We start from the raw sequence: 16,824 nt of genomic DNA on the forward strand, positions 1-16,824 counted from the left end.
AAAGTTGGGGAGTGAAATTGACCGATTCTTTTAGGACTTCTCCGTACTTTTGAAATATGGGAAAAATAACCATTGCCATAGATGGGTACTCTTCCACAGGGAAAAGTACCATAGCCAAAAAATTAGCGCAAACACTCGATTACATTTATGTGGATACCGGTGCTATGTATCGGGCAGTTACACTTTATGCCATTAGGTCAGGATATATTGGAAAAACCGAAGATATACCCGCTCTTATCCAAAATTTACCCGCCATTCAGCTTCAGTTCGTGCCGAACCAAGATCTAGGATATTCGGAGATGTTCCTGAACGACGAAAATGTGGAACGGGAAATTCGTACTATGGAAGTTTCGGGGCAGGTGAGTAAGATTGCCGCCATTCCTGAAGTGCGGCACAAGCTTGTTGAGATGCAACAACAAATGGGCAATGGAGGCGGATTGGTCATGGACGGAAGGGACATTGGTACTGTGGTATTTCCCAATGCCGAATTAAAAATATTTATGACCGCTTCACCAGATGCACGTGCTACCCGACGCTACAAGGAACTACTGGATCGTGGTGAGGAAGTTTCTTTTGAGGAGGTGTTGGAAAATGTTCAGAAACGCGATTTTATTGATTCTACACGGGAGACTTCACCCTTGCGCAAGGCGGAGGACGCTATTGAGTTCGATAATAGTGATATGGGATTAGAAGAGCAGTTTGAACGAATTTACGATTTTGCCCAAAGAGTGATTGCAAATCAAAGTTAGAAATTCCGGCCCAAAAGAGTTTTTTTGGTGTTCACTTATCGGTCTCGTATAAGAATAGTGCGGTTTTGGGTCCGAGGATTTCCCGAAGGAAAATCGGAGTGACCAAATACGCACTAACCTTTTGATTTATGCTTAAACTTAAGCATTATTTTTATACAATGTTGTAAACCGGCTTTATGCTATTTGTTCAATTCTAGCTCCTTTACATAATGGATAAGAATTCACGAAATCCATAATTGATTCTTTCATTTCAGTAAAAGAGTCAGCGTAATAATAAAGAGCAGTTTCAGTTCCGCCTTCCCAATACTTTGTGATTTCAGAACTGTCATTAGTCAATTTTTTTATTTCCGAAATCACAAAATTAATATCACAGTTTTTGTAAACTTCTGGGTCTAAATTCTGTCCGTCAATGTAAATTGCTAATCCTTCTTTTTGTCCGAACTCTATTTTTCGGTCAGTTTTTTCTATTGTCAATTTTGAGCCTTTAGGTGCTCCAAGTTCCTCAAGCTTTTTAATTATTAATTGAATATCATTTTCGTTTATTTCGTTGGAATTTAGTTTAATTTCTAAATCACAATATTCAAGTTCTCCTGATTTCAACTGCATTGTTCCGCCTCCAGTCACTTCACCAATTCCGTTTGCTTTAAGCAATTCTTCTAAAGGGGCTTCATAGATTTCTCCTCTGTCGAGAGGCATAATTTTGTCATTTAAGGTAGCCACAATGAAATTTCCGATATTGCTATTTTTTTGTTTTCCGAAGAGTTTTTTTATGAAGTTCATAGGTTTGTTTTTTGTTTACAAAAAAAGATAAAAATCGTTTAAGTGAATTTTAACTCATGATAAATGAAGTTCAAACTTTTCAAGTTTAAATTCCATCCCAATTTGACGAATGCCTCTTTTGAGTTGATGGATGGGTTATATGGATTTACGGACTTCTTTGCAGGAAACCTTTAGAATCGCAGTTTGTGATTAGTGAAAATTCGTGTCAGACCATTGGACACAAAAAAACGGCCAAGTAGAACTACCTGACCGCCTGTATGGTACTAAAAATTCTTTATTAGATATTCGGAATCACCAAAACTTGATCAGGATGGATTACATCCGGATTACTTAGAATATTGGTGTTGGCATCAAAAATCTTGTTGTATTTCATGGCATCTCCATAGTAATGCTTTGCAATTTTGCTTAGGGACTCTCCACTTTTTACCGTATGTCTGTGGTAAACGGAATCATCGCCAACGGTAATGTTAGCCTTAATATCAGAAGGGCTTTCCCCACCGATTTGCTTGATTTTATCCCAAATTACGTTCTTCTCGTAAGGCGTTGCTGCCTCTCCTTTTATTTTCAACACACCACCATCTTCGGATACGTCGCCACCTTTAATTCCCAATTCCTGTCCTAAATCCAAAACGGCCTGATATTTTGCTTTTGCACTCATAATTTTCTTTAATGTATTTAATGGTTAATATTAGGAAACAAGATATCAATAAAAGTCACATTTTGGCCCAATTTTTCATTAATTATTGCCGGATTGGCAGAAGTGGCCAACAAGGGTTTGTAATACAAGGAATTAATTGTATTTTTGCACTCCTTTTTAACAAAGTGGCAAGAGGAAAAGGGACATAGAAAAAATAGATAACAACTTCCATAGTGATTGTTTAACTCTTGTACAACTGTGGAATACAAATTTAAATCAGCACATGGCTGAAGAAAAAGTAAACGTTGAGGTAGCAGAAGCTGCAGCAACAGAAGTAAAAGAAGAAGTGACCACTCAACAGAATCCTCAGGAATTCTTGGAAAATTTTGATTGGGACAAGTACGAAGAGGGTATTGAAAAAGTAGATGACTCAAAGCTTAGCGAGTTCGAAAAGCTTGTTGAGGAAAACTTTGTGGACACTGCCGATGAAGAGGTAGTGGAAGGAACTGTGGTTCACATGACCGACCGTGAAGCTATCATCGACATCAATGCCAAATCTGAGGGTGTGATCTCCCTAAATGAGTTCCGTTACAATCCAGACCTTAAGGTAGGAGATAAAGTTGAGGTACTTATAGATATTCGTGAGGACAAAACAGGACAATTGGTATTGTCTCACAGAAAGGCAAGAACAATCATGGCTTGGGATCGTGTAAATGCGGCCCATGACAAAGAAGAAATCGTTACTGGTTTTGTAAAATGCAGAACCAAGGGAGGTATGATCGTTGATGTTTTTGGAATTGAGGCATTCTTGCCAGGTTCCCAAATCGATGTTAAGCCTATCCGCGATTACGATCAGTATGTAGGGAAGACCATGGAGTTCAAGGTGGTTAAAATCAACCATGAGTTCAAAAACGTTGTTGTTTCCCACAAGGCACTTATCGAAGCTGACATTGAAGAGCAGAAAAAGGAAATCATCAGCCAGCTTGAAAAAGGTCAGGTACTTGAAGGTGTTGTTAAGAACGTTACCTCTTACGGGGTGTTTATCGACCTTGGAGGTGTGGACGGATTGGTTCACATTACCGATCTTTCCTGGAGCAGGATCAACCACCCGAATGAGGTTGTTGAACTAGACCAAAAATTGAATGTTGTTATTTTGGACTTTGATGATAACAAGTCCAGAATCCAGTTAGGTCTTAAACAATTGGAGAAACATCCATGGGATGCCTTGGGTGATGAGATAAAAATTGGTGACAAGGTAAAAGGTAAGGTTGTGGTTATTGCTGACTACGGTGCCTTTATCGAAGTAGCCGATGGTGTTGAAGGTTTGATTCACGTATCCGAAATGTCATGGTCGACCCACTTGAGGTCCGCCCAAGACTTTGTGAAGGTTGGTGATGAAATTGAAGCCGTTGTATTGACCTTGGATCGTGAGGACAGAAAAATGTCGTTGGGTATCAAGCAATTGACTCCAGACCCATGGACCGATATCACTTCCAAATACCCAGTTGGATCTAGACATAAAGGAATCGTTAGAAACTTTACCAACTTCGGTGTATTTGTTGAAATGGAAGAAGGTATTGATGGATTGATCTACATTTCTGATCTTTCTTGGACTAAGAAAATCAAGCACCCATCTGAATTTGTCACTGTAGGTGATACTTTGGAGGTTGAAGTATTGGAATTGGATGTTGAAGGACGTAAGTTGAGCTTGGGTCACAAACAGACTACCGAGAATCCTTGGGACAAATACGCTGAGGAGTTTGCCGAAGGTACTGTACACAAAGCTTCGATCGCAGAAATCGTTGATAAAGGTGCCACCGTTAATTTCAATGAGGATATTGTAGGATTTGTTCCTTCAAGACACATGGAAAAGGAAGATGGCAAGAAACTTGGCAAGGGTGAAGAAGTAGATTTCAAAATCATCGAGTTCAACAAAGATTTCAAGCGTGTTGTTGCTAGTCATACCGCTATCTTTAGAGAGCAAGAAGAACGCAACGTGAGCACGGCCAGAAGAAAAGCTGCCGCTGCCGCTGAGGAAACCAAAACTACTTTTGGTGATGCTAATTCGCAGCTTCAGGCGTTGAAGGATAAAATGGAAGCCGATTCCAAGAAGAAGTAATCGGAGTATATCCAAAATAAGTAAAGCCCCACTGGAAACAGTTGGGGCTTTTTTATGCGGCATACCTTTATTAAAGAATTGTTTACTTTTGCAGTCAATAGTGTTGGAAGCATAGCAAATGAGTCAAAAAGTACTTCTTACCTCCAAAGAAATTAACATCATCCTGCACCGTTTAGCTTGTCAACTTCTCGAAAATCATCTTGACTTTAGTAATACCGCCCTCATTGGAATTCAACCCAGAGGTATTTTCTTGGCGGAACGCTTGGCCAAGATCCTTCAGGAGGAGTACAAAGTGAAAAACATTGAATTGGGATCTTTGGACATCACCTTTTACCGAGACGACTTTGGAAGAGTGGATAAGACACTAAAAGCCAATACCACCAAGATTGACTTTTTGGTGGAAGATAAAAATGTGGTTTTTATTGATGATGTCTTATATACTGGAAGAAGTATTAGGGCGGCATTGACGGCGATTCAATCTTTTGGGAGACCTTCGGATATAGAGCTGCTAACCCTTATTGACCGCAGGTTTAGCAGACATCTCCCCATTCAACCCAACTATCGGGGTAGACAAGTGGATGCTATTAATGAGGAAAAAGTAAAGGTGATGTGGGAGGAGAACGACGGAAAGGACATTGTGTATTTGGTAAATAAATAATAGAAATGAGCGAATTAAGTGTAGACCACTTACTGGGCATTAAATATCTAAACAAAAAGGATATTGAGCTCATTTTTGAAACTGCGGACCACTTTAAGGAAGTTATCAATAGGTCCATTAAAAAGGTCCCTACACTAAGGGATACCACAATAGCCAACATCTTTTTTGAGAACAGTACCCGCACAAAATTGTCCTTTGAACTGGCTGAAAAACGCCTGTCCGCTGATGTTATCAACTTTTCGGCTTCCCAATCCTCGGTGAAAAAGGGTGAGACCCTAATAGATACCGTCAATAATATCCTTTCCATGAAGGTGGATATGGTGGTGATGCGCCATCCCAATCCTGGTGCTGGTATATTTCTTTCAAGACACGTAAATGCTTCAATTATCAATGCAGGGGATGGTGCCCATGAGCACCCAACACAGGCTTTATTGGATTCGTATTCAATTCGTGAGAAATTGGGTGATGTTGGGGGTAAAAATGTGGTGATAGTGGGAGATATTTTGCACTCAAGAGTGGCACTCTCCAATATTTTTGCATTAAAGCTGCAAGGAGCAAACGTAAAGGTCTGCGGCCCCAAAACTTTGATTCCCAAACATATTGAATCCCTTGGCGTATCAGTGGAAACCAACTTGAAAAGGGCTTTGGAATGGTGTGATGTGGCCAATATGCTTCGAGTTCAGAATGAACGTATGGATATCAGTTATTTTCCTTCTACCAGAGAGTATGCCCAGCAATTTGGAGTAAACAAAAAGCTCCTGGACAGTTTAGATAAACAGATTGTGATAATGCACCCAGGCCCCATTAACAGGGGTGTGGAAATCACAAGTGACGTTGCAGATTCCAATCAATCCATTATCTTAGGGCAAGTTGAGAATGGAGTAGCCATCCGTATGGCAGTGATTTATCTGTTGGCGGCAAAAAAATAATATCATGATTTTCGATAAGGAAGGAACTACAACCACTGTTTTCCAGGAAAAGACGACCCTCCCAACTTTCTTGGAAAATTTGAAAAAAGGATACCCGAAAATAAAACACGATAACATAATTGTGAATCTCTTTTCTTTTGGAAAGTTGACTGCGGGAAATGTGTTGGAGTTTTTGGATATTTCCAGAACGCATAGGGCTTCAGGTAAGTCTTTTGTCCTTGTGTCCAACAAGGTCTCTTATGATGAGGTACCTGAGGAAATCAGCTTGGTTCCCACCCTTCAAGAAGCTAAGGACATTATAGAAATGGAGGAAATTGAGCGAGATCTTGGTATCTAAATTTTAAATTAAGAAGTATTGGGTGTTAAATTGAAAATAGCCGGATTTGGAAATGTCTGTTTGTTCTTGAATGCCTTGGATTTCAAACCCCTCAGGCAAAACCTCTCACCCTTTACCCAAGCTTGATGAGACTAACTATATTGGGCTGTTATTCGGCCACTCCAAGAACATTTACCAATCCGACTTCGCAGGTTCTTGAAATTCGGAATCATTTGTTTTTAATAGACTGTGGGGAAGGTACGCAGGTACAGCTTCGAAAGTATAAGGTCAAATTTTCACGAATCAAGCATATTTTTATCTCCCATTTACATGGGGATCACTTTTTTGGACTTCCTGGACTCATATCCACTTTTAGGCTCTTGGGCAGGGAAAACGAACTGCATATTTACGGGCCCAAGGGTATAAAGGAGGCCGTGACCTTGCTGCTTAAATTAGGGGATTCATGGACAAATTATCCTTTGATTTTTCACGAACTTGAATCAAAAAGCTCACAATTGCTTTTGGAGGATGATGTGATAAGTGTGCATACAATCCCCTTGGATCATAGGGTGTATACCAATGGTTTTTTGTTTAAAGAAAAACCTGCTCCTCGAAAACTGGACATTACCGCGGTAACTAGGCATAAAATCGACCGAAGTCAGTTTAACAATATCAAAAATGGAGCAAATGGACTACTGGAAAATGGAGATGAAATTGACAATGTGGACTTAACACATAATCCACCCACTCCTAAAAGTTATGCCTTTTGCAGCGACACTGCCTACAATGAAACCATATTGCCCTTAATATCCAAAGTGGACGTGCTTTACCATGAGTCAACGTTTTTGGAATCTGAATCCAAATTATGTAAGAAAACGAAACATGCCACGGCCAAACAAGCTGCCAGTATAGCCAAAAAGGCAGAAGTCGGAAGCCTAATTTTGGGGCATTACTCCACACGATATAAGAGCATAGAACTTTTCAAAGAAGAAGCTATGGAGGTCTTTCCGGATGTGGAGCTGGCAGACGATGGCAAATCTTTTGAGATTTAAGCGCAAACAATAGACCCCCTCCTTTTTAATCTCCCTTCTTTTACTGAAATTTGTGTATCCGACACTAGGTTATGCAAGAAGATTTAAGCGATTATCGAAAGTCATACGAAAAGAGTTCCCTCATAGAAGGCGCCATAAAAGCCAACCCTTTGGAACAATTTCAAAAATGGTTCTACGAAGTGGAGGCATCTGGTGGCCCGGATGAACCCAACGCAATGACCATTTCCACGTTGGGGTCCGATGGCTTCCCCAAGAATCGTGTGGTGTTGATGAAAAAGTATACCTACGAAGGCTTCATTTTCTATACGAACTATTTAAGCGAAAAGGGCAAGGCCATTGAAAAGAACCCAGCTGTCTGTTTATCCTTTTTTTGGGCCAATTTGGAACGACAAATAATTATAAAGGGCAAAGCGGAGAAAGTGGCCGAAAATCTTTCTGACGGGTACTTTGAATCCAGACCCCTGGGAAGTCAATTGGGTGCGGTGGTGTCCGATCAAAGCGAGGTGATAAGCTCTCGGGAGGTGTTGGAAACCAAACTCAAGGAGTTGGAGAAAGAATCGGAAGGCAAAACAATAACCAGACCAAAACATTGGGGAGGTTATCTAGTAAGGCCTTCATCCATTGAGTTTTGGCAAGGACGTCCAAACCGATTACACGATAGGATACGCTATACATTGCAATCCGATTTTAACTGGAAAATAGAACGACTGGCTCCTTAAAATCTAGAACATGAAACAGATTATTTTGGTTAGGCATGGAAAATCCTCATGGGAATATGATGTTTCGGACAAGGATAGACCTCTTAAGCAAAGAGGTATCAACGATGCGCATCTGGTATCAAAGGCATTCGCACAAAAAGCGATACATCTCGATCATTGTTTTTCGAGCTCCGCCAACAGAGCGCTCCATACCAGCATGATTTTTACGAGAAACTTGGGATTCAATTTGGATAATTTTTTAATTAGCGAGAAACTCTATGATTTTTCAGGCAATAGCGTTAGGGAATTCGTAAAAGACCTTGATGACAATTTAGAAACCATTATGTTGTTCGGACATAACTATGCCTTTACAACGCTTGCAAATACTTGGGGAGATCAGTATATTGACAATGTTCCCACCTCCGGGCTTGTGCATATCAAATTTGATGTGCGGCAATGGGCAAAAATAGCCAAGGGAAGTTCTGAAACCGTGATTTTTCCAAAACACCTTAAAACTAAATGATTAAAGTAAAAAACGAATACGTAAATCGAGAGATTAGTTGGTTACATTTCAATGCTAGGGTACTTCAAGAAAGTGCCGATCAAAAAGTACCATTAATTGATAGGTTACGGTTTTTGGGAATTTTCAGTAACAATCTCGATGAGTTTTTTAAGGTTAGATACGCTACGGTTAAACGCATTGTTGACGCTGGAAAGACAGGGAAAAGTGTTTTGGGCGGAGAGAAAGCGAAGGATCTATTGGAGGAAATCACCAAAATAGTGATTGCCCAGCAGGCACGTAGCTTGGAGATATTAAACAGCATTGAGGAAGAGCTGAAGAAGGAAAATATATTCATCATCAATGAAAATGAGGTGAGTGAGAGTCAGGCGGAGTTCATTCATGAATATTTCTTCAAAGAGGTCAACCAAGAGCTCATGACCATTATTTTGAATGACCTTACAGAGTTTCCTCTTCTAAAGGATACAGCAGCGTATCTGGCGGTTAAAATGGTAATGAAAGGCGACGAGTCCAATGGTACCTATGGACGAAACAGATATGCACTTATTGAAATACCAAAGGGGATAGACCGCTTTATTGTCTTGCCGAAAGAAGGGGACAAGAACTTCATCATTATCCTGGACGATTTAATTCGATTTTGCCTGGACAGTGTTTTCACCATGTTTGAGTTTGAATCCATTTCGGCCCACATGATTAAAATTACACGGGACGCGGAACTAGATATCGATAATGATTTGACCAAAAGTTTTATCGAAAAGATTTCCTCGAGTGTTGAGCACAGAAAAATCAGTGACCCGGTCCGTTTCGTGTATGATAAAAGTATAGACAAGGATACGCTCCAATTTTTAAAAGAGAAAATGAACATCGTGGATACCGACAGTGTAATTCCAGGTGGAAGGTACCACAACAGAAGGGATTATATGGGGTTCCCTAGCTTGGGCAGGCAGGATTTGATGTATAAAAAAATAGAGCCACTTCCTGTAAATGGATTTAGTATGGAAGGAAGTTTGTTGGAGATGATTGCCCAAAAGGACTATATGATCTATACTCCTTACCACACTTTCGCTTACGTCACCAAATTTCTTAGGGAGGTTGCTTTGGACCCCAAGGTAAGGGCCATCAAAATTACAGTATATCGTTTGGCCAATGACAGTCAGATTGCCTCTGCATTGATCAACGCTGTCAAAAATGGGAAACAGGTGACAGTGCAGATTGAGCTTCAGGCCCGCTTTGATGAACAAGCTAATATCCAATATGCCAATCAGCTTCAGGCTGAGGGGGTTAAACTAATTTTTGGTGTACCAGGTCTAAAGGTTCACAGTAAGATTTGTCTCGTGGAACGTGAAGAACAAGAAGGTATTAGGAGATATGGTTTTATCAGCACGGGGAATTTTAATGAATCTACGGCCAAAATCTATACAGATTATACCTTGTTTACCGCCCACGATGGTATATTAAAGGAAATGGGGAAAGTGTTCGACTTTTTCGAAACCAACTATAAAATTCATAAGTACAAGCACCTAGTGGTATCCCCGCACTATACCAAGTCCACATTTATAAAGCTGATTGACAATGAAATTGAGAACGCACAGGCTGGTGGCGAGGCATATATAAAAATTAAGATGAATAGTTTTACCTCCTACAAGATGGTAGACAAATTGTACGAAGCCAGTAGGGCAGGGGTAAAAATCCAATTGATAATTAGAGGGGTATGTTGTTTGGTGCCGGGAGTTCCGGAGATGAGTGATAATATAGAGGCCATAAGCGTGGTGGACAAGTTTTTAGAGCACCCAAGGCTTTTTATTTTTGGAAATAACGGCAACCCGAAAATTTACATTTCTTCGGCAGACTGGATGACCCGTAACCTGGATTTTAGAGTTGAGGTCGGTTGTCCAATTTATGATCCGGATATAAAACAAGAATTGTTGGATACCTTCAATATTTCATGGGAGGATAATCAGAAAGCCCGTGTTTTCTCAGAAAAGCAGGATAATGCCTATCGCGTAAATGATGAAGGCGAGACTGAAATACGATCTCAGTTTGCCCTCTACGATTACTACAAAGACAAACTGGAATCCTAAAGCTACACCTTTGGTAATTCGAAAATTCGCCGCTATTGACATTGGGTCGAATGCCGTTCGTCTCTTGGTTAACAATGTTATAGAGCAGGAGGATAAACCCACAACGTTCAAAAAAAGTGCCCTAATTAGAGTTCCTGTTAGATTGGGGGAGGATGCATTTACGCTTGGCAAGGTTTCAGAAAACAACCTAAATCGATTAGTGAAAACCATGTGCTCCTTTGATTTGCTCATGCAAGTCTACGGCGTAGAGAAATACATGGCGGTGGCTACATCAGCATTGCGTGAGTCGGAAAATGGTAAGGAAGTGGTGGACAGGGTGCAGAAAGAAGCCGGAATAGGAATAGAAATCATTGATGGTAAACGAGAGGCTACCATAATCGCTTCAACAGATTTAAAAGACCTAATTAAGAAGGACCGTTCGTATCTGTACGTTGATGTTGGAGGGGGAAGTACAGAATTCACAGTTTTTTCCCAAGGAGAACCCAAGTCTTCCAAGTCCTTTAAGATAGGAACTGTGAGGATTTTAAATAATTTGGTTAAAGCTGAGATGTGGCAGCTCGTGGAAGAATGGATTAAAGAGCATCTTGGGGAAGGAGCAAAGGTTGAGATTATTGGGTCAGGAGGCAACATTAACAAGCTGCACAAGATGTCGGGAAGAAAAGTGGGCCAACCACTGTCCTTTATCTGGTTGAATGCACAATACCACTTCCTGAATAGTATGGAGTACGAAGACCGTATTTCAGAATTGGGTTTAAACCAGGACAGGGCCGATGTGATTATTCCAGCTGCAAAAATATTTTTATCTGCCGCAAAATGGAGTGGCGCCAAGAAAATTCATGTCCCTAAAATAGGCTTGGCAGATGGGATGATCAAAACCTTGTATCACGAGCAGAGCTAGCCATGCATGGTCTCCTTTTTCCCTAGATTTTTCATTAGCTCTGCCTCATATTCCAAAAGTTGTAGCCATTTTTTATCCACTTCTTCCTTATCACCATATTTTCGGGCAAATTTTAGGAACATTGTATAATGGTTGGCTTCGCTCACCATGAGGCTACGATAAAATTCGGAAAGTTCTTCATCGTTTATTTCTTCGGAAAGTAATCTGAAACGTTCGCAACTTCGGGCTTCAATCAATGCGGCATATAGTAGCTTGTGCACCAAATGTGTCTGTCTACTTCCGCCTTTTGGAAAAAATTTCATGAGCTCAATGACATATTCATCCTTACGTTCACGACCCAAAACCCAGCCTCGTTTCAAAATTTTATCATGAACCATATTAAAATGTCCCATTTCCTCTCTGGCCAAGGCAGTCATTTCTTTTACCAACTCCGATTTTTCAGGAAATCCAATAATCAGTGAAATAGCAGTGCTTGCGGCCTTTTGTTCGCAATAGGCATGATCGGTCAGAATTTCTTCAATGTTTTTCTCAACGATATTGACCCACCTTGGATCAGTTGGTAGTTTTAGGCCTAGCATTTCGAAATTGCGTTTATAAGTTTGGAGGCAAAGATAGAAGTAATCTGTTCAAAATGGATAAAATAAACTGGTATAGCTATCTTTGGTTCTCGCTTTGAAATTGCATAAAAATTGAACGCGACAAAACCTTAAATCCTCAATATCTTGAACTTATTTTTTAAAATCCTAGGGGGTTTGTTTGCCCTCCTTTTTTTGTACTCAACCCTGGTGCAACACAATGATCCTGATGCAATGCGATGGTATGCATACTATGGCGTGGCCCTACTGGCGTCCATTCTTTTTGTCTTTGGTAAATTAAGAACCCAATGGGCGTTTCTCTTGTTCCTTTTCTTTGTATTTAAGATGGTTCAGGTCTGGCCAGAATCTTTCGAAGGCCTTGCCATAGGTGAAGGAGATATTAAAAATATAGAAGAAGGCAGGGAAGCAATGGGGCTTGGTATCTCGGCCTTGGCAATGCTTATTTTTATGCTTCGGTCTTGGTATGTAAAAAAATCAAAAGTCTAAATCAAATTCTTTCCTTAGCATATCAATAGCCGGATTTTTTTCCCGCAACTTTTGATATTTTTCCTCTGGAGTGAACGCAAATTTTTTGGCGACTTCTTCGTTCACGGAAATTTGCAGGGTAATGGAGTAGTTGTCCAATTTTTGTTTAAGATAATCCAGCATTAAACTTTGCTCCCTTTCAATTTCCTTTTTCATGGTACTGTTGGGCAGCTCGATCCAAATGGTATAATCGTCCCTAAGTTTGGGAACGTCTGCTTGCAGGTTGCTGGCAAGTATTTTTCTACCTTGATCTTCCAAGAGTTGGACAAAATCGTTCCAATGCATTTGCATGTCCTCTTGGGTAAATAGAGTAGTTGGCAAATCTTGCTGGTCCACAACTGGGGACTTTATACTTTCATGATACTTTTTGGCCTTAATGCTGCTTAGCGAAAGCCCAGAAACCCTTTTACCGGAAGATTTTAAATCTATTTTCGGTTTTGTGGGAGCAATAGCACTTTGTTGTTCTATTACTGATTGTTCTTCTACCCCTTCTGCGGGAATCGGAGCAGGTTCTTCTGTATTGGTTTCCTTTTGAGGAGTAGATGCCACATCTAACCGCTCTTCTGTTACCTTGAAAAAAGAGGCGGGAATTATGAAATCAAGGTTTTTTTTTTCTCCATCAAAGGTGATGGAGGCCAATTTCATTAGAGCAAGCTCAACCAACAGGCGCTGATTTTTGCTGCTCTTATAGCTTAAATCGCAAGTGTTTGCAATTTCCAGTGCTTTCAATAAAAAACCTTTGTTTGCCTTAGCGGCCTGCTCTTTATAATGCTGTTTTACATCTTCGCCAACCTCCAGTAGTGTATGGGTATCAGGATGCTGACATACCATAAGATCCCTAAAATGGGAGGCCAAACCTGTAATGAAATGATGTCCATCAAACCCAAGAGCAAGTGTGTCATTAAAAAGCAAGAGTAATTCAGGGATCTTGTTCTCAAGAATCATATCCGTTGCGCTGAAATACGTGTCGTAATCCAGCACATTCAAATTTTCCGTTACCGCCTTTCTGGTAAGTGTTTTTCCGGAAAAACTTACTACACGGTCAAAAATGGAAAGCGCATCGCGCATAGCACCATCAGCTTTTTGTGCAATAATGTGAAGGGCGCTTTCTTCGGCATCAATGCCCTGTTCCTGAGCAATATATTTTAAATATTCGGCAGCATCCCTCACGGTAATCCGCTTAAAGTCAAAAATTTGACATCGAGACAGGATAGTGGGTATAATCTTGTGCTTTTCCGTGGTGGCCAAAATAAAAATGGCATGTTTCGGAGGCTCTTCCAAGGTTTTAAGAAAGGCATTGAAGGCCGATTGGGAGAGCATGTGCACCTCATCAATGATATAGACCTTGTATTTGCCCACTTGGGGCGGAATGCGAACTTGATCAATTAGACTCCTTATATCATCAACTGAGTTATTGGAAGCTGCATCCAACTCAAAAATGTTGAAAGCAAAATCCTCATCTTCCCGCTCTGTTCCATCTTGATTAATCTGTTTGGCCAAAATTCGAGCACAAGTGGTCTTTCCAACACCTCTGGGACCACAGAACAAAAGAGCCTGGGCCAAATGGTTGTTGTCAATCGCATTGAGCAAGGTGTTTGTAATAGCCTCCTGACCCACAACGTCCTTGAACGTTTGGGGTCTATATTTCCGGGCTGATACAATGAAAGGTTCCAAATCGGGAAAAATTGATTAATACAAATATAAAAATAGGATTGGGCAAAGTAGCTTCAGCAAGCTACTAAGCCCTTTTTTTTATTAACAATTGGGTTACCTTTGCCGCCAGCAGGCCACCTTATCGCTGCAATTTTGGGCAACTGAAATTGAAGAGGAAAGTCCGGACACCAAAGTGCGGCATAGCGGGTAACACCCGTCCGTTGAAAAACGAGGACTAGTGCAACAGAAAGCAAGTACAGTTCGGCTGTAGTGAAATCAGGTAAACTCTATGCGGTGAAACGTCATGTAAACCGGTGTTCGAGGGCTGCACGCCCAAACCGGAGGGTAGGCGGTTTGAGCTCCAAGGTAACCTGGAGCCTAGATAAATGATAAGGCAAGACAGAATCCGGCTTATGGCCTGCTTTTTATATTTCCTGGCCCGTTTCAGCTTCAAAAAAACTAAAAACGCTGCCCCCGTATTTTCTGCTTTCAGAAAAACAAGGATGTTGGGACAAGTCAGTTAAACTGGAATGCTCCACTACAAGCAACCCATCTTCCAGCAGATGTTTATTGGCAAACACCATATTTACAAGGGTTTCAAATTTGGAATCTTCAAAACTGTATGGTGGATCGGCAAAAATGAGATTGAACTTATCTGTAGTTCGTTCCAAAAACTTGAATACATCTGATTTGACTGCGGTCATAGGAGAATCCAACTCTTTGGCCACCTTCGCGATAAACTGCACACACCCGGGAAACCCGTCAACGGCGGTTAGTTCATTACAACCTCTAGAGGCAAATTCAAAGCTTATATTCCCCGTACCGGCAAATAGATCCAGAACTTTGAGGTCATCCAGGTAAAACCTGTTGTTCAGAATGTTGAAAAGGCCTTCTTTGGCCATATCAGTGGTAGGTCTAACCGGGAGTTTTTTTGGGGCACTGATTCTTTTTCCCTTAAACTTGCCTGAAATGATGCGCATTACAGTTTGTTTATGGAGGTAAAATCAATGGTCTGGCTTTCCAGCTGATCCAGAGGGTAGGAAGAATCAACGGGTACGAAAACCGAAACGTTTCTGATATAGGTATAGCACAGATTAAACAAATCATCTCCTTCCTCGACGAGTCCAAAAAGTTTGAGTTGAATTTCTTCCAAATTCATTTGCAGCTGCTCTAGACTAAAGAGCACATAGTAGAGAAAGTCTTCCTTGGTCTTATACTCAAAATGGTTATAAAACAACAGCTTCTTATCCGAAATCACCACAAGCTCCATTTCCTTTGATGAAACCTGAACATAACAGGAAGGTTGGGCCGCCATGCGATTTTGGTTCATAAGGGTAGAAATCAATACGGTACCGCTATGTTTAAACTCAAATTCCCCAAAAAGATCAAAAATGTGGTTGTTCACGTTGGCAAAAGGAACATAAACATTTATTATATCCTGATGCGGAATCTCATCGTAAGTGATATGATCCGTCGCCATGATTTTGGCGTTGAACTTCAAGTAGTTGGGCAATTCATCTTTTTTAAAAAGCGTTTTTGGGACCAAACTGAAAAGTCCGCTTTTGTGTATGACCACTACTTCGGAAAAAGAGGTTCCAACAGTGCTGTTTTTATTGAGAATGCTTTTAAGCTCCTTCAGCAGCAGATAAGGAGTGGAAGATGTTTTGAAGATAACTTTTTCAAAGGCAACTATTTCTTTTGAAATAGTATCGAGCACACAAAAAGAAAGTCCATTCAAACCAACTTGAATGGACAGTTTCTTAAAATTATCTTGGGAACCGGGTTCCTGAGTCTTATTGATTTTTTCTGTCATAGATTGGAGGCCAGTTTCCGTTGGTACTTACATCGGTAAGTGAACCAACTTTAATCTCTGTACCATTTACTTCCTCAACACTCTGATGGGCATTCTCCCTTGCTCTTAGGTCAGTTGGCTGATCGTAAAGCACAACATCCTTTTTTATTTTAGCTTCAAAAACTGGGGCCTTGTACCCTTGTTTGTCAATGATATCCGATTTCATTTCAAACTTCTCGCCGCCTTGGGCATAAGGTACCTCCATCATTGATTTGTAACGGTCATCGTTTTTGAACAATGAATCCTTCACTTTAATGAATCCTAGGGTATCAATGATTATAGTATCTTTTTGAAGGTCAATTTGATAGGCCTTATCAAAACGCATGAAGGAAGAATCCCTTTGTTGCGTAATGGTGTAGCTTCCGGTATCTACAAATTGGATAAGGCTATTGAAATCCTTGGCAAATCTTCCATTAACCGTTTTATAGGCTTCTTGGGAATCCCTGATGTCTTTTAACTTTGCAATAACTTGGGAGAATCTTTCCTTCCGTACCTTTTTAAACTCGATAGGCGCGTTGATGGACTGATAAATTTTATATCCTAAGAAAATACTCAGAAGACCAAAGACTAGCACAAGAACTGGCTTGATCTTTTGAGGCAAAAAACGGTCAATCAAGAAAACTAGGCCTACGGTCACTAGGCAAATTACTACTACGATAAGAATTAAGTTTAACATACGAATATTGTCTTTCTTAGTTAATTTAGCGGTTACTGACAAATCTACAATTTTTTTTTAATCACGAAACTTTTTGCTTTAAAAA

At 40.5% G+C, this 16,824-nt stretch carries 18 protein-coding genes and 1 other RNA gene; 12 read left to right on the top strand and 7 right to left on the bottom strand.

What is annotated here, in order from left to right; genetic code table 11:
* The first annotated feature begins 56 nt into the window (after positions 1–56).
* Positions 57–749 (top strand): (d)CMP kinase, encoded by a 693-nt coding sequence (cmk, locus tag BUC10_RS15145; protein ID WP_073181157.1) that lies wholly within the window; start codon positions 57–59, stop codon positions 747–749.
* Positions 750–923: 174 nt separating this feature from the next.
* On the opposite strand, the gene BUC10_RS15150 is transcribed toward cmk, so the two are convergent.
* Positions 924–1,529, bottom strand: a complete 606-nt coding sequence (locus BUC10_RS15150) for a hypothetical protein (protein WP_073181159.1) — start codon at positions 1,527–1,529, stop codon at positions 924–926.
* Between the two features lie 277 nt (positions 1,530–1,806).
* A complete protein-coding gene (locus BUC10_RS15155; RefSeq protein WP_073181161.1) occupies positions 1,807–2,187 on the bottom strand; it encodes a LysM peptidoglycan-binding domain-containing protein in 381 nt (126 codons plus the stop codon).
* Between the two features lie 262 nt (positions 2,188–2,449).
* Here BUC10_RS15155 and rpsA point away from each other — a divergent pair, with 262 nt between their 5' ends.
* From rpsA to BUC10_RS15200, 9 genes are all read left to right on the top strand, one after another.
* Positions 2,450–4,285 carry a 30S ribosomal protein S1 gene (rpsA, locus tag BUC10_RS15160; RefSeq protein ID WP_073181163.1) on the top strand — a complete coding sequence of 612 codons (1,836 nt, stop codon included), beginning with the start codon at positions 2,450–2,452 and terminating at the stop codon, positions 4,283–4,285.
* 118 nt (positions 4,286–4,403) lie between these two features.
* Positions 4,404–4,943 (top strand): bifunctional pyr operon transcriptional regulator/uracil phosphoribosyltransferase PyrR, encoded by a 540-nt coding sequence (pyrR, locus tag BUC10_RS15165; protein WP_073181165.1) that lies wholly within the window; start codon positions 4,404–4,406, stop codon positions 4,941–4,943.
* A 5-nt stretch (positions 4,944–4,948) separates the two neighbouring features.
* On the top strand, positions 4,949–5,872 hold the full coding sequence (locus tag BUC10_RS15170; RefSeq protein ID WP_073181167.1) for an aspartate carbamoyltransferase catalytic subunit: 924 nt from the start codon (positions 4,949–4,951) through the stop codon (positions 5,870–5,872).
* A 4-nt stretch (positions 5,873–5,876) separates the two neighbouring features.
* Entirely contained in the window at positions 5,877–6,209 is a 333-nt protein-coding gene (locus tag BUC10_RS15175; RefSeq protein ID WP_073181170.1) for a ribonuclease Z, read from the top strand.
* Positions 6,210–6,334: 125 nt separating this feature from the next.
* Complete coding sequence (locus BUC10_RS15180; protein ID WP_073181172.1) at positions 6,335–7,240, top strand: ribonuclease Z; 906 nt, start codon at positions 6,335–6,337, stop codon at positions 7,238–7,240.
* Positions 7,241–7,311: 71 nt separating this feature from the next.
* Positions 7,312–7,959 carry a pyridoxamine 5'-phosphate oxidase gene (gene pdxH / locus BUC10_RS15185; protein ID WP_073181174.1) on the top strand — a complete coding sequence of 216 codons (648 nt, stop codon included), beginning with the start codon at positions 7,312–7,314 and terminating at the stop codon, positions 7,957–7,959.
* Between the two features lie 10 nt (positions 7,960–7,969).
* A complete protein-coding gene (locus tag BUC10_RS15190) occupies positions 7,970–8,461 on the top strand; it encodes a SixA phosphatase family protein (RefSeq protein WP_073181175.1) in 492 nt (163 codons plus the stop codon).
* The gene (gene ppk1, locus BUC10_RS15195) at positions 8,458–10,539 is read left to right on the top strand and encodes a polyphosphate kinase 1 (protein WP_073181178.1); all 2,082 of its coding nucleotides are present in this window, start codon (positions 8,458–8,460) and stop codon (positions 10,537–10,539) included. The genes BUC10_RS15190 and ppk1 overlap by 4 nt, the downstream gene beginning before the upstream one ends.
* A 10-nt stretch (positions 10,540–10,549) precedes the next feature.
* Entirely contained in the window at positions 10,550–11,437 is an 888-nt protein-coding gene (locus BUC10_RS15200) for a Ppx/GppA phosphatase family protein (protein WP_073181185.1), read from the top strand.
* On the opposite strand, the gene BUC10_RS15205 is transcribed toward BUC10_RS15200, so the two are convergent.
* Positions 11,434–12,015: a MiaE family protein gene (locus BUC10_RS15205; RefSeq protein ID WP_073181187.1), complete on the bottom strand. Its 582-nt coding sequence runs from the start codon at positions 12,013–12,015 to the stop codon at positions 11,434–11,436. The two genes, BUC10_RS15200 and BUC10_RS15205, sit on opposite strands and share 4 nt — an antisense overlap.
* 174 nt (positions 12,016–12,189) lie before the next feature.
* Between BUC10_RS15205 and BUC10_RS15210 the strand changes: the two genes are divergently transcribed.
* Entirely contained in the window at positions 12,190–12,519 is a 330-nt protein-coding gene (locus BUC10_RS15210; protein WP_131819092.1) for a transmembrane 220 family protein, read from the top strand.
* Here BUC10_RS15210 and BUC10_RS15215 read toward each other — a convergent pair.
* Positions 12,508–14,232: a DNA polymerase III subunit gamma/tau gene (locus BUC10_RS15215; protein ID WP_073181190.1), complete on the bottom strand. Its 1,725-nt coding sequence runs from the start codon at positions 14,230–14,232 to the stop codon at positions 12,508–12,510. The genes BUC10_RS15210 and BUC10_RS15215 overlap by 12 nt on opposite strands.
* Before the next feature lie 105 nt (positions 14,233–14,337).
* On the opposite strand from BUC10_RS15215, the gene rnpB reads away from it, so the two are divergent.
* Positions 14,338–14,640: RNase P RNA component class A (gene rnpB / locus BUC10_RS15220), an RNA gene on the top strand.
* Here rnpB and BUC10_RS15225 read toward each other — a convergent pair.
* The 3 genes from BUC10_RS15225 to BUC10_RS15235 are packed head-to-tail and all read right to left on the bottom strand — an operon-like array spanning position 14,637 to position 16,739.
* Positions 14,637–15,191, bottom strand: coding sequence for an RsmD family RNA methyltransferase (locus BUC10_RS15225; RefSeq protein ID WP_073181192.1), 555 nt, complete (start codon positions 15,189–15,191; stop codon positions 14,637–14,639). The genes rnpB and BUC10_RS15225 overlap by 4 nt on opposite strands.
* Positions 15,191–16,024, bottom strand: coding sequence for a DUF3822 family protein (locus tag BUC10_RS15230; RefSeq protein ID WP_073181194.1), 834 nt, complete (start codon positions 16,022–16,024; stop codon positions 15,191–15,193). The genes BUC10_RS15225 and BUC10_RS15230 overlap by 1 nt, the downstream gene beginning before the upstream one ends.
* Positions 16,005–16,739, bottom strand: a complete 735-nt coding sequence (locus tag BUC10_RS15235) for a hypothetical protein (RefSeq protein WP_417935132.1) — start codon at positions 16,737–16,739, stop codon at positions 16,005–16,007. The genes BUC10_RS15230 and BUC10_RS15235 overlap by 20 nt, the downstream gene beginning before the upstream one ends.
* Between the last annotated feature and the right edge of the window lie 85 nt (positions 16,740–16,824).

Source organism: Flagellimonas flava (genome assembly GCF_900129665.1).
GTDB lineage: Bacteria > Bacteroidota > Bacteroidia > Flavobacteriales > Flavobacteriaceae > Flagellimonas > Flagellimonas flava.

Bases quoted from the DNA above. Each gene is read 5' to 3' on its own strand.
- BUC10_RS15170 (WP_073181167.1), top strand. From the start codon at position 4,949: ATGAGCGAATTAAGTGTAGACCACTTACTGGGCATTAAATATCTAAAC.
- BUC10_RS15190 (WP_073181175.1), top strand. From the start codon at position 7,970: ATGAAACAGATTATTTTGGTTAGGCATGGAAAATCCTCATGGGAATAT.
- pyrR (WP_073181165.1), top strand. From the start codon at position 4,404: ATGAGTCAAAAAGTACTTCTTACCTCCAAAGAAATTAACATCATCCTG.
- BUC10_RS15230 (WP_073181194.1), bottom strand. From the start codon at position 16,024: ATGACAGAAAAAATCAATAAGACTCAGGAACCCGGTTCCCAAGATAAT.
- BUC10_RS15225 (WP_073181192.1), bottom strand. From the start codon at position 15,191: ATGCGCATCATTTCAGGCAAGTTTAAGGGAAAAAGAATCAGTGCCCCA.
- BUC10_RS15180 (WP_073181172.1), top strand. From the start codon at position 6,335: ATGAGACTAACTATATTGGGCTGTTATTCGGCCACTCCAAGAACATTT.
- ppk1 (WP_073181178.1), top strand. From the start codon at position 8,458: ATGATTAAAGTAAAAAACGAATACGTAAATCGAGAGATTAGTTGGTTA.
- cmk (WP_073181157.1), top strand. From the start codon at position 57: ATGGGAAAAATAACCATTGCCATAGATGGGTACTCTTCCACAGGGAAA.
- BUC10_RS15205 (WP_073181187.1), bottom strand. From the start codon at position 12,015: ATGCTAGGCCTAAAACTACCAACTGATCCAAGGTGGGTCAATATCGTT.
- rpsA (WP_073181163.1), top strand. From the start codon at position 2,450: ATGGCTGAAGAAAAAGTAAACGTTGAGGTAGCAGAAGCTGCAGCAACA.
- pdxH (WP_073181174.1), top strand. From the start codon at position 7,312: ATGCAAGAAGATTTAAGCGATTATCGAAAGTCATACGAAAAGAGTTCC.
- BUC10_RS15155 (WP_073181161.1), bottom strand. From the start codon at position 2,187: ATGAGTGCAAAAGCAAAATATCAGGCCGTTTTGGATTTAGGACAGGAA.
- BUC10_RS15175 (WP_073181170.1), top strand. From the start codon at position 5,877: ATGATTTTCGATAAGGAAGGAACTACAACCACTGTTTTCCAGGAAAAG.
- BUC10_RS15235 (WP_417935132.1), bottom strand. From the start codon at position 16,739: ATGTTAAACTTAATTCTTATCGTAGTAGTAATTTGCCTAGTGACCGTA.
- BUC10_RS15150 (WP_073181159.1), bottom strand. From the start codon at position 1,529: ATGAACTTCATAAAAAAACTCTTCGGAAAACAAAAAAATAGCAATATC.